Here is a 12,295-nt window from a genome sequence, read left to right on the forward strand (position 1 = left end):
TGTTGTACTCAGTCTCGTGGGCTCGGAGGTGTGTATAAGAGACAGGGCTTGCCCGCGATGAGGCCGATCAACCAACACACCTCTACCGCCGAGTGATAAAGGCCGACAACGCCGCCACCGCCTCCGGCGACCGCAACCGCTGGGTAAACAACGCCCCCTCGTCCTCAATCACCTGCCGTAACTGCTCGCGATCAACGCTCTTCATCAACTGCTTGGTCACCTGCACCGCCCCCGGCGCCAGGTCTTCAAAACGTGCGGCCATTGCCCGCGCCTTGGCCAACGCCGCTTCACCACTGGCCAACGCCTCGGTGGCAATCCCCCACGCGGCCGCCTGCTCGCCGCTGAAACCTTCGCCCAATAGCAATAATTCAGCTGCTTTCGCATGCCCCAACAAGCGCGGCAGGATCAGGCTCGAACCAAACTCCGGGCACAGGCCGAGGTTGACGAACGGCATGCGCAAGCGCGCATCACGACTGATATAGACCAGGTCACAATGCAGCAACAGCGTCGTGCCGATCCCCACCGCCGCGCCTGCCACGGCCGCGATCACCGGCTTGCGGCAGTTGATCAGGCTTTTCATGAAGTGAAACGGTGGGCTGTCGAGATCGCTGGGGGGCTGTTCGAGGAAATCGCCGATGTCATTGCCGGCGGTAAAGCACTCACTGCTGCCCTGGATCAGCACGCAGCGGATGTCGGCGTCCGCGTCAGCGCCTTCCAGCGCCTCGGCCAGTTGGGTGTACATGGCGCGGGTCAGGGCGTTTTTCTTGTCCGGTCGATTGAGCTGCAAGGTCAGCAGCCCGCGCTCGCGTTGTTGCAGGATGGCGTCGGTCATGGTGAGTCTCGCGACGGTGGAATTCAGCGCTCAACCACGGGGCAGGAACATGTCGGCCAGCAGTTGATTGCGCGGCAGCCCCGCCAGGAACAGGCGCTTGGAGAACGCCTCGACATTGCCAGGGTGCCCGCAGAGTAAAGCCAGAGTTTGCCGCGAAACAAGCCGCAGTTGCGCCAATGCCTGGGTCGCCTCGGCCGTGGTCCACAGCTCCACTGTCAGGTTCGGGTACTGCGCGGCCAGCTGCGTCAGGGCTTCGGCCAGGTAATGTCCGTTGGCATCATGGGCCAGGTGAATCACGCGGATCGCGCCCTGGTGATCCTGACGCAACGCCTCACGCAACACGCCCCACAAAGGTCCCAGGCCTGTACCGGAAGCCAGCAGCCACAGCGGCCGGGCGTGCCAGTCCGGGTCGTAGTGCAACGCGCCGCCGCGCAGTTCGCCCAAGCGCAGAGGGTCTCCCACTTGCAGTTGACGGGCCAGGTCGCTGAATTCACCGGGTTGGCGGCAATCAAGGTGAAACTCCAGGAACGGGTCCTCCTGGGGCAGGCTCGCCAGGGAATACGGCCGGGCCACCTGCCCGGCCCACAACACCAGGTGCTGGCCGGCGCGATAACGCAGGCCGCGCTCCGGTTGCAGGCGCAGACGCAGTACCGTCGGGTTCAGCCAGTCGGCACCCACCACGCGAGCAGGCAGGCCATCGCGCTGCGGGTCAAAGGTTTCGACCTGCAAATCCCCCAGGACCTGGCACTGGCACGCCAAACGCCAGCCGTCCTGGCGCTGCGAGGGGCTCAACGCCTCGGGCTGCTTGTCTTCGACCTCGCCCCGGCAACGCACCAGGCAGGCATGGCAACTGCCGGCGCGGCAACTGTAGGGCACGGCCACACCCGCCTGGTTCAGCGCATCCAGCAGGTTGCTGCCGGGGGCGACCGACCAGTGGCGTTCGCCGACGTGCAGTTCAGGCATATAAAGGTCTCAGACACAGGGGACGCGCACAGGGAATCATGCCTGCGACAGTTTGACCATAGTCGGGTGTATCGGCCACCGAGCCGGGTTATACTGCCGCGCCTTTTTAGCGTCGCGCCTGCACCATTTTGGCGTGCCTTGGAAAGGTGGCTTCAGCCGACCGATGCAACACTGAAGCCACCTTTATTGAATGTTCCCTTATAGAGGAGCGCGACTCATGACCGTGATCAAGCAAGACGACCTGATTCAGAGCGTTGCCGACGCCCTGCAATTCATTTCCTACTACCACCCCGTTGATTTCATCCAGGCCATGCACGAAGCCTACCTGCGCGAAGAATCGCCAGCGGCCCGTGACTCCATCGCCCAGATCCTGATCAACTCGCGCATGTGCGCCACCGGCCATCGCCCGATCTGCCAGGACACCGGTATCGTCACCGTGTTCGTGCGCGTGGGCATGGACGTGCGTTGGGACGGCGCCACCATGGGCCTGGACGACATGATCAACGAAGGCGTGCGTCGCGCCTACAACCTGCCGGAAAACGTCCTGCGCGCATCCATCCTCGCCGACCCGGCAGGCGCGCGTAAGAACACCAAGGACAACACCCCGGCAGTCATCCACTACTCCATCGTCCCGGGTAACACCGTGGAAGTGGACGTGGCGGCCAAGGGCGGCGGCTCCGAGAACAAGTCGAAAATGGCCATGCTCAACCCGTCCGACTCGATCGTTGACTGGGTCTTGAAGACCGTTCCGACCATGGGCGCCGGCTGGTGCCCACCGGGCATGCTGGGCATCGGCATCGGCGGCACCGCCGAGAAAGCTGCGGTGATGGCCAAGGAAGTGTTGATGGAGTCCATCGACATCCACGAGCTGAAAGCCCGTGGCCCGCAGAACCGTATTGAAGAGATGCGCCTGGAGCTGTTCGAGAAGGTCAACCAACTGGGCATCGGCGCCCAGGGCCTGGGTGGCCTGACCACCGTGCTCGACGTGAAGATCATGGACTACCCGACCCACGCCGCCTCCCTGCCGGTGTGCATGATCCCCAACTGCGCCGCCACCCGTCACGCGCACTTCGTGCTCGACGGTTCGGGCCCGGCGTCGCTGGAAGCGCCACCGCTGGACGCCTACCCGGAAATCGTCTGGGAAGCCGGCCCGTCGGCCCGCCGCGTCAACCTCGACACCCTGACCCCGGAAGAAGTGCAGAGCTGGCAGCCAGGCGAAACCGTGTTGCTCAACGGCAAGATGCTCACCGGTCGCGACGCTGCGCATAAGCGCATGGTCGAGATGCTGAACAAGGGCGAAACCCTGCCGGTGGACCTCAAGGGTCGTTTCATCTACTACGTCGGCCCGGTTGATCCGGTGCGCGAAGAAGTGGTTGGCCCGGCCGGCCCGACTACCGCAACGCGGATGGACAAGTTCACCCGTCAGATCCTCGAGCAAACCGGCCTGCTGGGCATGATCGGCAAGTCCGAGCGCGGCCCGACTGCGATCGAAGCGATCAAGGACCACAAAGCCGTGTACCTGATGGCTGTGGGCGGCGCTGCTTACCTGGTGGCGCAAGCCATCAAGAAGTCACGCGTTGTTGCCTTCGCCGAACTGGGCATGGAAGCGATCTACGAGTTCGACGTGAAAGACATGCCGGTGACCGTTGCAGTTGATAGCAAAGGTGAGTCGGTGCACATCACCGGTCCTGCGATCTGGCAGAAAAAGATCAGTGAAAGCCTGGCGGTAGAAGTGCAGTAAGCACCTGACCGTTTGAATGAAGGCGACTGCGGCCCTAGGCCCCAGTCGCCTTTTTTATGCCTGACACTTTTTAGGTGGGAGCTGGCTTGCCTGCGATGCAGGCACCTCGGTTTTTCAGTGACGCCGAGGGGATGCCATCGCAGGCAAGCCAGCTCCCACAAAAGCGGGCCCGCCACAAGATCCTGGCCGCGCATGGTATGGTGCTCACCCCTTACTGTGCCTGCCCCTCACCGTATGATCGTGATCCCTCGCCCGCTGCGCCTGACCTTCTATTCGCTGCTGATCATCGCCGGCGCGGTGCTCGCCGCCGCCATGGCTACACGCCACGCCGAGCGCCAGGCCCTGGTGGACGATGCCGCTCGTGCCAATCAGCAACTCACGCTGTATGGCAACTCGTTGCACACCCTGATCGAACGCTACCGCGCCCTGCCCGCCGTGCTGGCGCTGGACTCGGAAATGATCCGCGCCTTGAAAGGCCCGCTGGATCCCGGCACCCAGGACCTGCTCAACCGAAAACTGGAACGCATCAACGGCGCCGCCCAATCCTCCACCCTGGAGTTGATGGACCGCACCGGCCTGGCCGTGGCCGCCAGTAACTGGAACCTGCCGAGCAGTTACGTCGGGCACAACTACGCGTTTCGGCCCTACTTCAGCCAGACCCTGAGCCAAGGCACCGGGCGCTTTTATGCCGTGGGCGTGACCACGGGCATCCCCGGTTATTTCCTTTCCAGTGCGGTGGTGGATGAGCACGAGCAATTCCTCGGCGCTATGGTGGTGAAACTGGAGTTTCCCGAGCTGGAACGCGAATGGGCCCAGGGCAATGACCTGCTGCTGGTCAGCGACGCGCGGGGCATCGTGTTCATCGCCAACCAGCCGGGTTGGCGCTACCGTAACCTGCGGCCGCTGTCGGTGCAGGACCTGGCGGAGCTCAAGGCCACCCGTCAATACGACAAAAAACAGCTGCAAGCGCTGGAAAGCCAGCCCCTGCAACGCTTCGACGACAACAGCCACCTGATGCGCGTCAACGGCCCCGACGGCAGCGCCAATTACATCTGGGAATCCCTGCCGCTGAAGGCCGAGGGCTGGACGTTGCACCTGCTGCGTAAACCGCAGTTTGCCTTTGAAGACCAGCGCAACGCCGGCCTCGCCGCCGCCGGTTCCTGGCTGGCCCTGGTGTTCCTCGTGCTGTTCCTTACCCAGCGCTGGCGCCTGGCCCGTTTGCGCCAACGCAGCCGTGAAGAGCTTGAGCAATTGGTAGAGGAACGCACCCAGGCCCTGCGCACCGCACAGGACGGCCTGGTGCAATCAGCCAAGTTGGCGGCACTGGGGCAGATGTCTGCCGCCCTCGCCCATGAAATCAACCAGCCACTGACGGCCCAGCGCATGCAACTGGCCACCTTGCGCCTGCTGCTGGACCATGGCCGCGTGGACGACGCCTACACGGCGCTGACCCCGCTGGATGAAATGCTTACCCGCATGGCCGCCCTCACCGGCCACCTCAAGACGTTTGCGCGCAAAAGTCCGAGTGGCCTGCGCGAGCGACTGGATTTGGCATTAGTGGTGGACCAGTCCCTGCATCTGCTCGATGCACGCCTGCGTGATGAAGGCATCGGTGTGGTACTCGACCTGACCCGCCCGGCCTGGGTCCGTGGTGATGCAATCCGCCTGGAACAGGTGCTGATCAACCTGCTGCGCAACGCCCTTGATGCGATGGCCGACAAACCGCGCAAGCGCCTGGAAATCCGTCTGCATGCCGACCAGCAACTGTGGCAACTGACCGTCAGCGACAGCGGCGGCGGGATAGCCGAGGAACACCTCAACAGCGTGTTCGACCCCTTCTTCACCACCAAGCCGGTGGGCGACGGACTGGGCCTTGGGTTGGCCGTGTCGTACGCTATCGTGCATGAACTGGGTGGACGCCTGATCGCCGGCAACCGAGGCGATGGCGCCGTGTTCACCCTGACCTTGCCCATCGCGCTGGAGACGCCAGACCTATGTTGAATGCGGTGATCGTAGTCGATGACGAAGCCAGCATTCGCACGGCCGTCGAGCAATGGTTGAGCCTGTCCGGCTTTGAAGTGCAGTTGTTCAGCCGCGCCGAGGAATGCCTGGCGCAACTGCCCAAGGATTTTGCCGGCGTGATCCTGAGCGACGTGCGCATGCCGGGTCTGAGCGGCCTGGAACTGCTGGCCGAAGTACAGCGCCGCGACACCGACCTGCCGGTAATCCTGCTCACCGGCCATGGCGACGTGCCGATGGCCGTCGAAGCCATGCGCGAGGGTGCCTACGATTTCCTGGAAAAACCCTTCAGCCCTGACGCCCTGCTCAACAGCCTGCGCCGGGCGTTGGACAAGCGCGGGCTGATCCTGGAAAACCGGCGCCTGCATCAGCAGGCCGATGCCAAGGCGCAACTGGAATCCAGCCTGCTCGGCGTATCCCGTGGGCTGCAGAACCTTCGGCGCCAGGTGCTCGACCTGGCGAGTTTGCCAGTCAACGTGCTGATCCGTGGCGAGACCGGCAGCGGCAAGGAACTGGTCGCCCGTTGCCTGCATGATTTCGGGCCTCGGGCGAAGAAGCCGTTCGTGGCGCTCAACTGCGCCGCGATCCCTGAGCAACTGTTTGAGGCCGAGCTGTTCGGCCACGAAAGCGGCGCGTTCACCGGCGCCCAGGGCAAGCGCATCGGCAAGCTGGAATATGCCCATGGCGGCACGCTGTTCCTGGACGAAATCGAGAGCATGCCCCTGGCCCAGCAGGTCAAGTTGTTGCGAGTGCTGCAGGAACAGAAGCTGGAACGGCTGGGCTCCAACCAGAGTATCCCTGTGGACCTGCGCATCATCGCCGCCACCAAGCCGGACCTGCTGGAAGAGGCCCGCGCCGGGCGTTTCCGCGAAGACCTGGCCTACCGGCTGAACGTCGCGCAACTGCGCCTGCCGCCCTTGCGCGAGCGCCGTGAAGATATCCCGTTGCTGTTCGACCACTTCGCCCGAAGTGCTGCCGAACGCCTGGGGCGCAGTGTCGAGCCCCTGAGTGGCGCGCAGTTAGGACGCCTGCTGAGCCATGACTGGCCGGGCAATGTGCGTGAATTGGCCAACGTCGCCGAGCGCCAGGTGTTGGGCCTGGGTGATCCGGAGCCAGAGGGTATAGAGGCCGGGCAATCCCTGGCGGCGCAGCAGGAGGCCTTTGAAGCACACTGCCTGAAGGCGGCGCTGATGCGGCACAAAGGCGATATCAAGGCGGTGTTGGCGGAGCTGCAACTGCCGCGGCGGACCTTCAATGAGAAGATGCAGCGGCACGGGTTGGTGCGGGAGATGTTTCTCTAGCGATCTTCAGGCCGCCATCGCGGGCAAGCCCGCTCCCACAGTTTGATCTGTGAACACAGTCCCATGTGGGAGCTGGCTTGCCTGCGATGAGGCCGGCAGCCATAAGCGGATTTCCGCTCATCACCCAAAATTTATCAGCGACTTTCCGCTCAAAAAATCCTGCCAACCCTTCTAGGCCGGGCCTTCATCTACCTGGCACAGCTCCTGCTATAGCCCGAACCAGGCTGTGCTCAGGCACGCTCCATAAAAACAACTAGATGAAGGATCCTTCAATGGATAACTCCAACGCCCTGCCTCTGGGGTCGGCGGCCGCGCCGACGAAAGAGCGCACTACCTCAAGCCGTATCAAATCGATTTTCAGTGGTTCCGTCGGCAACATGGTCGAGTGGTACGACTGGTACGTCTACGCCGCGTTCTCGCTGTACTTCGCCAAGACCTTTTTCCCTAAAGGCGACACCACCGCCCAACTGCTCAACACCGCCGCGATTTTCGCCGTGGGCTTCCTGATGCGCCCGATCGGCGGCTGGCTGATGGGCCTTTACGCTGACAAAGTCGGGCGTAAAAAAGCCTTGATGGCCTCGGTCTACCTGATGTGCTTCGGCTCGCTGCTGATCGCCCTGAGCCCGGGCTATGAAATCATCGGCATCGGTGCACCGATCCTGCTGGTGTTTGCCCGCTTGCTGCAGGGTCTGTCGGTCGGTGGCGAATACGGCACCTCCGCCACTTACCTCAGCGAGATGGCCACCAAAGAGCGCCGTGGTTTCTACTCCAGCTTCCAGTACGTCACCCTGATCTCCGGCCAGCTCATCGCGCTGGGCGTGCTGATCGTGCTGCAACAATTCCTCACCACCGAACAGCTGTACGCCTGGGGCTGGCGTATTCCGTTCGCCATCGGCGCCCTGTGTGCGGTGGTCGCGCTGTACCTGCGTCGTGGCATGGAAGAAACCGAGTCGTTCACCAAGAAGGAAAAAGCCAAGGAAAGCGCCATGCGCACCTTGATGCGTCACCCCAAGGAACTGATGACCGTGGTCGGCCTGACCATGGGCGGCACCCTGGCCTTCTACACCTACACCACCTACATGCAGAAATACCTGGTGAACACGGTCGGCATGAGCATCTCCGACTCCACCACCATCTCGGCCGCCACGCTGTTCCTGTTCATGTGCCTGCAACCGATCATCGGCGGGCTGTCAGACAAGGTCGGTCGTCGCCCGATCCTGATCGCCTTCGGCGTCCTCGGCACCCTGTTTACCGTGCCGATCCTCACCACCCTGCACACCATCCAGACCTGGTGGGGCGCGTTCTTCCTGATCATGGCGGCGCTGATCATCGTCAGTGGCTACACCTCGATCAACGCGGTGGTGAAAGCCGAGCTGTTCCCTACTGAAATCCGCGCCCTGGGCGTGGGCCTGCCGTATGCACTGACCGTGTCGATCTTCGGCGGTACGGCTGAGTACATCGCACTGTGGTTCAAGAGCATCGGCATGGAAACCGGGTATTACTGGTACGTCACGGCGTGTATTGCGATTTCGCTGGCGGTTTACGCGACCATGAAAGACACCCGCAAGCATTCACGCATCACCACCGACTAAAGGTTTAACACGGTAAAAAATGTGGGAGCTGGCTTGCCTGCGATAGCGGTGAGCCAGCCAACGAATTTAGAGACTGATCCACCGCAATCGCGGGCAAGCCCGCTCCCACATTTTAGTTTTGTGTCGCCTGGCTAATGCGGTCACGCCCATACCGCCGCTGCGCATACGACGCCCCCGCAATCATCACCACCAGCACCGCCGCCAACACCGCCGACGAGCCAATAGTGCCGAAATCCAGCCCGCCCTTTTCATGGGGTTTGGTGAGGAAGTCACCCAAGGTCGCGCCAAACGGTCGGGTCAGTACAAACGCCACCCAGAACAACAGCACCGACGAGATCCGGGTGAAGTATTTGAGTACTACCACCGCCGCAATGGCAGAGCCGATCAGCAAGGCGCCACCGGCGAAACCAAGCCCCGAGTCATCAGCCAGGAAGTCGCCCAATGCGGTGCCCAGGGTGTTGGAAAACAGAATCGCCATCCAGTAGAACAGCTCACCGCGAAAGCTCTGCACCTTATTCACGTTCAGCGAATCGCCGCTCACATGCCACAAGGCAAAGATGATCATCAGGATCGCAATCAGGATCATCGACCCCGTGGCATACCCCAGGCCCAAGGAACGGTCCATGAAGTCCGACATGGTGGTGCCCGCCGTGCTGGTGGACAAAATCACGATCCAGTACAACACCGGGTTGTAGGCCTTGGACCAGAGTTGCGTCACCAGGGTGACCAGAAACACGCTGATCAAGATCATCGAGCTGATGGCGTAACCCACGTTCAGGGTCATCGACAGCAAGTCCCCGGCCGTTTCGCCCAGGGTGGTTGCGCAGATTTTCATGACCCAGAACGCCAGGGTGATCTGAGGAAGTTTGTTCATCGGGTAGAAGGCTCCAAAGCTCAGTCTTTCAATTGGCCGACTTATAAAGGGGGGTGTCGACCTGGGCGCAGACTGAACGTGGCGCTGTGAAAAATAGGTGGCCGATCAATGAAAATTCCATAGGTCCGGTGGAAATTCAGCGCCGTGGCTTGCAGTATGGCCACCTCACCGAACCCATTAGCAGGAACCCCGGCCATGTCTGACGATATCCATTTCTACGAACCCGCCAACGGCCATGGCCTGCCCCATGACCCGTTCAATGCCATCGTCGGCCCACGGCCCATTGGCTGGATTTCGTCACAGGACAGCGAAGGCCGCCTGAACCTGGCGCCCTACAGTTTCTTCAATGCGTTCAACTACATTCCGCCGATCATTGGGTTTTCCAGCGTCGGGCGCAAAGACAGCCTGAACAACATCGAACAGACCGGCGAGTTTGTGTGGAACCTGGCCACGCGCCCGCTGGCCGAGCAGATGAACCAGAGTTGTGCGGCGGTATCGCCAGAGGTGAACGAGTTCGAATTGTCCGGGCTGACCCCGGTTGCGTCGAAGATCGTCAAGGTGCCACGGGTAGGCGAGAGCCCGGTGTCGTTCGAGTGCAAGGTGACGCAGATCATCCAGCTGCAACGCGCGGACAAAGCGCTGGTGCCGAGCTGGTTGGTGCTGGGTGAAGTGGTTGCCGTGCACATTGCCAAGTGGCTGCTCAAGGACGGCATCTACGACACCGCCGCCGCCGAGCCGATCTTGCGCGGCGGTGGGCCGGCGGATTACTTCCAACTGGGGCCAGAGGCCCTGTTCAAAATGCACCGCCCACGCTGATTGATCACTTTCTAACAAACACAACCGATCCATGTGGGAGCCGGGCTTGCCCGCGATGGCGGAGTCTTAGCCACCCAATGAGTCGGCTGACCTGCCCTCATCGCGGGCAAGCCCGGCTCCCACATTTGCTCTTCGTTAGGCAGTAAAAAGTGTTCGGCTTCAGTTAGTGGCAGTTGCCCAGGTCAACTGACCTTCTTCATCCACATCAACCAGCCGCTCAAGCTGCACCGTCGCCGCATCATCGGCGTCGGAAGCGGTCTTGAACTTCTGTCCATCAAGGATCTTGTGAAACTGCGGTGCACCCATGCCATCCAGTGCCTTGACGGCGACGGCGGCGCTGTAGCCACCTTCTCCCGGTACAACGGCAGAGACGGCTTCGTGATGGGCAAATTGTTTACGTGCCATGTTGCGGGTCCTGGCCAATGGAAAGTCGGCCATTCTACCTTTTAACCGGCGAGTTGCAGGTACTCGCCGTAGGCGTGTGCAGCGGATGCATCGGTGAAGGTCTGGAAGTCCATGCTGCGGACCACCATGTCGTTCAACAGCTCGGTAAAGATCATCAGGGCCGGCGAGTTGAAGTAGGCGCTCATGGCCTGTTCGCTGCTCCAGAAACCCGAGACCAGCCAGACATCGGGGTCGACCTGGGAATGCTGCAACGAAAATTGCAGGCAACCCTGAGCCTGACGGCCCGGTTCGATCAAACTGCTCAAGCGTGCACCGAGTTCGGTGCTGCACCCGGTACGGGCACGGATAAAGGCCATATGGCTCGCGGGAATTGGGGTGGACATGTTCGACTCTCCCGTTGAGAAGTGATGCTCGGCAAACACTGTGAGGGCGTGTTGCCACAGGATCAAAGATAACGGCGCGGGTGTGGGCGCAGTTAGTCAATTCCTGCAGGCTTATTGCACAATCCTGCGAGAAGCGTAGATAGGACGTTTGCCGCCCGGGGTTTATTCCAAGCCCATGTTCAGTGTTTCAAGGAGATGACAGGCCCTGTGATTGCCTGATTCACGACCTGTCGCAGGATCAGGCAAGGATTGTGCAGAATCGACCTAACACTTTTTGAAAAGCCGCCGCTAAGCTGATCCCATCGAAACAGCCTGTAGAGGACGTCCCATGTCGTCGCCGGAACATAAGCCCATTCCCCTCGATGCCGAGATGGAAAAACAGCGTGCCGAGCTGGCCGCCATCGTGCACCGGCACACCTGGGAAGATGGCTCCTACGGTACGGCGATCACCTCGCTGTACCTCAACCGCCACAACACACCGCGTGACTTCATGCCGGTGCTGGTGGAGCCGGCCTTGTGCATCCTGGCCAGCGGCAGCAAGGAAGTGCGCCTGGCCGACGAAATCTTTGCCTATGACCCGCTCAACTATTTGGTGTTCTCGGTGGCGATGCCGGTGGCCGGGCGAATCATCGACGCCACGCCAGAAGACCCCAATCTGTCGGTGCGCATCAACATCGACCCGGCGCAGCTCACCGCGTTGATCGCCGAGGCCGGACCGATGGGCGTGCCCTCGCGCCCGACCTCCCGTGGCATGTACGTCGACCGCATTGACACTCAATTGCTCGACGCCGTGTTACGCCTGGCACGACTGCTGGACACCCCCAAAGACATCGCCATGCTGGCGCCGCTGATCAACCGCGAAATCCTCTACCGTCTGTTGCGGGGGCCGCAGGGCTATCGGTTGTATGAAATTGCCGTGGCCAACAGCCAGAGCCATCGGGTCAGCCAGGCAATTACCTGGTTGAACGGCAACTACGAACAACCGCTGCGCATCGACGACCTGGCCAAGGAAGTGAACCTCAGCGTCTCGACCTTGCACCACCGCTTCAAGGCGATCACCGCCATGAGCCCGCTGCAATATCAGAAGCAACTGCGCTTGCAGGAGGCTCGGCGGTTGATGATTGCCGAAGGCCTGGAGGCATCGGCAGCCGGGTATCGGGTGGGTTATGAAAGCCCGTCGCAGTTCAGCCGGGAGTACAGCCGCTTGTTCGGTGCGCCGCCCTTGCGCGACCTGGCCCGGATGCGCCAAAGCGTCTGACACCCCGCTGATCAAAATGTGGGGGCTGGCTTACCGGCGATGAGGGCTGCACGCCGTCCCTATTGTAGGAGCCCGGCTTGCCGGCGATGGCGTCCGTGAGAGCGCTATCGC

11 protein-coding genes are annotated in these 12,295 nt (G+C 61.8%); 6 read left to right on the forward strand and 5 right to left on the reverse strand.

Features of this window, described 5'->3' with window-relative positions; genetic code table 11:
* Window positions 1–82: 82 nt before the first annotated feature.
* Both AC07OV_RS13385 and AC07OV_RS13390 read right to left on the reverse strand, forming a co-directional pair.
* Entirely contained in the window at window positions 83–832 is a 750-nt protein-coding gene (locus tag AC07OV_RS13385; RefSeq protein WP_494997114.1) for an enoyl-CoA hydratase-related protein, read from the reverse strand.
* 30 nt (window positions 833–862) lie between these two features.
* Window positions 863–1,795 carry an iron-sulfur-binding ferredoxin reductase gene (locus tag AC07OV_RS13390; protein ID WP_495092377.1) on the reverse strand — a complete coding sequence of 311 codons (933 nt, stop codon included), beginning with the start codon at window positions 1,793–1,795 and terminating at the stop codon, window positions 863–865.
* Window positions 1,796–2,012: 217 nt separating this feature from the next.
* Between AC07OV_RS13390 and AC07OV_RS13395 the strand changes: the two genes are divergently transcribed.
* The 4 genes from AC07OV_RS13395 to AC07OV_RS13410 all read left to right on the forward strand — a co-directional run bounded on the left by AC07OV_RS13395 (window position 2,013) and on the right by AC07OV_RS13410 (window position 8,448).
* On the forward strand, window positions 2,013–3,536 hold the full coding sequence (locus tag AC07OV_RS13395) for a fumarate hydratase (protein ID WP_176994341.1): 1,524 nt from the start codon (window positions 2,013–2,015) through the stop codon (window positions 3,534–3,536).
* 234 nt (window positions 3,537–3,770) lie between these two features.
* On the forward strand, window positions 3,771–5,537 hold the full coding sequence (locus AC07OV_RS13400; RefSeq protein ID WP_495092378.1) for a sensor histidine kinase: 1,767 nt from the start codon (window positions 3,771–3,773) through the stop codon (window positions 5,535–5,537).
* Window positions 5,531–6,856 carry a sigma-54-dependent transcriptional regulator gene (locus AC07OV_RS13405; RefSeq protein ID WP_176994343.1) on the forward strand — a complete coding sequence of 442 codons (1,326 nt, stop codon included), beginning with the start codon at window positions 5,531–5,533 and terminating at the stop codon, window positions 6,854–6,856. Before AC07OV_RS13400 ends, AC07OV_RS13405 begins: the two co-directional genes overlap by 7 nt.
* A 272-nt stretch (window positions 6,857–7,128) precedes the next feature.
* Window positions 7,129–8,448, forward strand: a complete 1,320-nt coding sequence (locus AC07OV_RS13410; RefSeq protein WP_178921737.1) for an MFS transporter — start codon at window positions 7,129–7,131, stop codon at window positions 8,446–8,448.
* Between the two features lie 112 nt (window positions 8,449–8,560).
* Here AC07OV_RS13410 and AC07OV_RS13415 read toward each other — a convergent pair whose 3' ends face one another.
* Window positions 8,561–9,322: a COG4705 family protein gene (locus AC07OV_RS13415; RefSeq protein ID WP_176994345.1), complete on the reverse strand. Its 762-nt coding sequence runs from the start codon at window positions 9,320–9,322 to the stop codon at window positions 8,561–8,563.
* A 195-nt stretch (window positions 9,323–9,517) separates the two neighbouring features.
* On the opposite strand from AC07OV_RS13415, the gene AC07OV_RS13420 reads away from it, so the two are divergent.
* Complete coding sequence (locus AC07OV_RS13420; protein WP_494997110.1) at window positions 9,518–10,138, forward strand: flavin reductase family protein; 621 nt, start codon at window positions 9,518–9,520, stop codon at window positions 10,136–10,138.
* 159 nt (window positions 10,139–10,297) lie between these two features.
* Here AC07OV_RS13420 and AC07OV_RS13425 read toward each other — a convergent pair whose 3' ends face one another.
* Both AC07OV_RS13425 and AC07OV_RS13430 read right to left on the reverse strand, forming a co-directional pair.
* Window positions 10,298–10,576 carry a hypothetical protein gene (locus AC07OV_RS13425; RefSeq protein WP_495092379.1) on the reverse strand — a complete coding sequence of 93 codons (279 nt, stop codon included), beginning with the start codon at window positions 10,574–10,576 and terminating at the stop codon, window positions 10,298–10,300.
* Window positions 10,577–10,584: 8 nt separating this feature from the next.
* Entirely contained in the window at window positions 10,585–10,926 is a 342-nt protein-coding gene (locus tag AC07OV_RS13430) for an antibiotic biosynthesis monooxygenase family protein (protein ID WP_016975490.1), read from the reverse strand.
* Window positions 10,927–11,254: 328 nt separating this feature from the next.
* Between AC07OV_RS13430 and AC07OV_RS13435 the strand changes: the two genes are divergently transcribed.
* Window positions 11,255–12,184 carry an AraC family transcriptional regulator gene (locus AC07OV_RS13435; protein ID WP_495092380.1) on the forward strand — a complete coding sequence of 310 codons (930 nt, stop codon included), beginning with the start codon at window positions 11,255–11,257 and terminating at the stop codon, window positions 12,182–12,184.
* Window positions 12,185–12,295 lie beyond the last annotated feature (111 nt).

This window comes from Pseudomonas sp. GW821-FHT09A09, from assembly GCF_059418405.1.

Excerpts from the sequence above, each read along its gene's own strand:
- AC07OV_RS13385 (WP_494997114.1), bottom strand. The coding sequence starts at position 832 with ATGACCGACGCCATCCTGCAACAACGCGAGCGCGGGCTGCTGACCTTG.
- AC07OV_RS13390 (WP_495092377.1), bottom strand. The coding sequence starts at position 1,795 with ATGCCTGAACTGCACGTCGGCGAACGCCACTGGTCGGTCGCCCCCGGC.
- AC07OV_RS13395 (WP_176994341.1), top strand. The coding sequence starts at position 2,013 with ATGACCGTGATCAAGCAAGACGACCTGATTCAGAGCGTTGCCGACGCC.
- AC07OV_RS13400 (WP_495092378.1), top strand. The coding sequence starts at position 3,771 with ATGATCGTGATCCCTCGCCCGCTGCGCCTGACCTTCTATTCGCTGCTG.
- AC07OV_RS13405 (WP_176994343.1), top strand. The coding sequence starts at position 5,531 with ATGTTGAATGCGGTGATCGTAGTCGATGACGAAGCCAGCATTCGCACG.
- AC07OV_RS13410 (WP_178921737.1), top strand. The coding sequence starts at position 7,129 with ATGGATAACTCCAACGCCCTGCCTCTGGGGTCGGCGGCCGCGCCGACG.
- AC07OV_RS13415 (WP_176994345.1), bottom strand. The coding sequence starts at position 9,322 with ATGAACAAACTTCCTCAGATCACCCTGGCGTTCTGGGTCATGAAAATC.
- AC07OV_RS13420 (WP_494997110.1), top strand. The coding sequence starts at position 9,518 with ATGTCTGACGATATCCATTTCTACGAACCCGCCAACGGCCATGGCCTG.
- AC07OV_RS13425 (WP_495092379.1), bottom strand. The coding sequence starts at position 10,576 with ATGGCCGACTTTCCATTGGCCAGGACCCGCAACATGGCACGTAAACAA.
- AC07OV_RS13430 (WP_016975490.1), bottom strand. The coding sequence starts at position 10,926 with ATGTCCACCCCAATTCCCGCGAGCCATATGGCCTTTATCCGTGCCCGT.
- AC07OV_RS13435 (WP_495092380.1), top strand. The coding sequence starts at position 11,255 with ATGTCGTCGCCGGAACATAAGCCCATTCCCCTCGATGCCGAGATGGAA.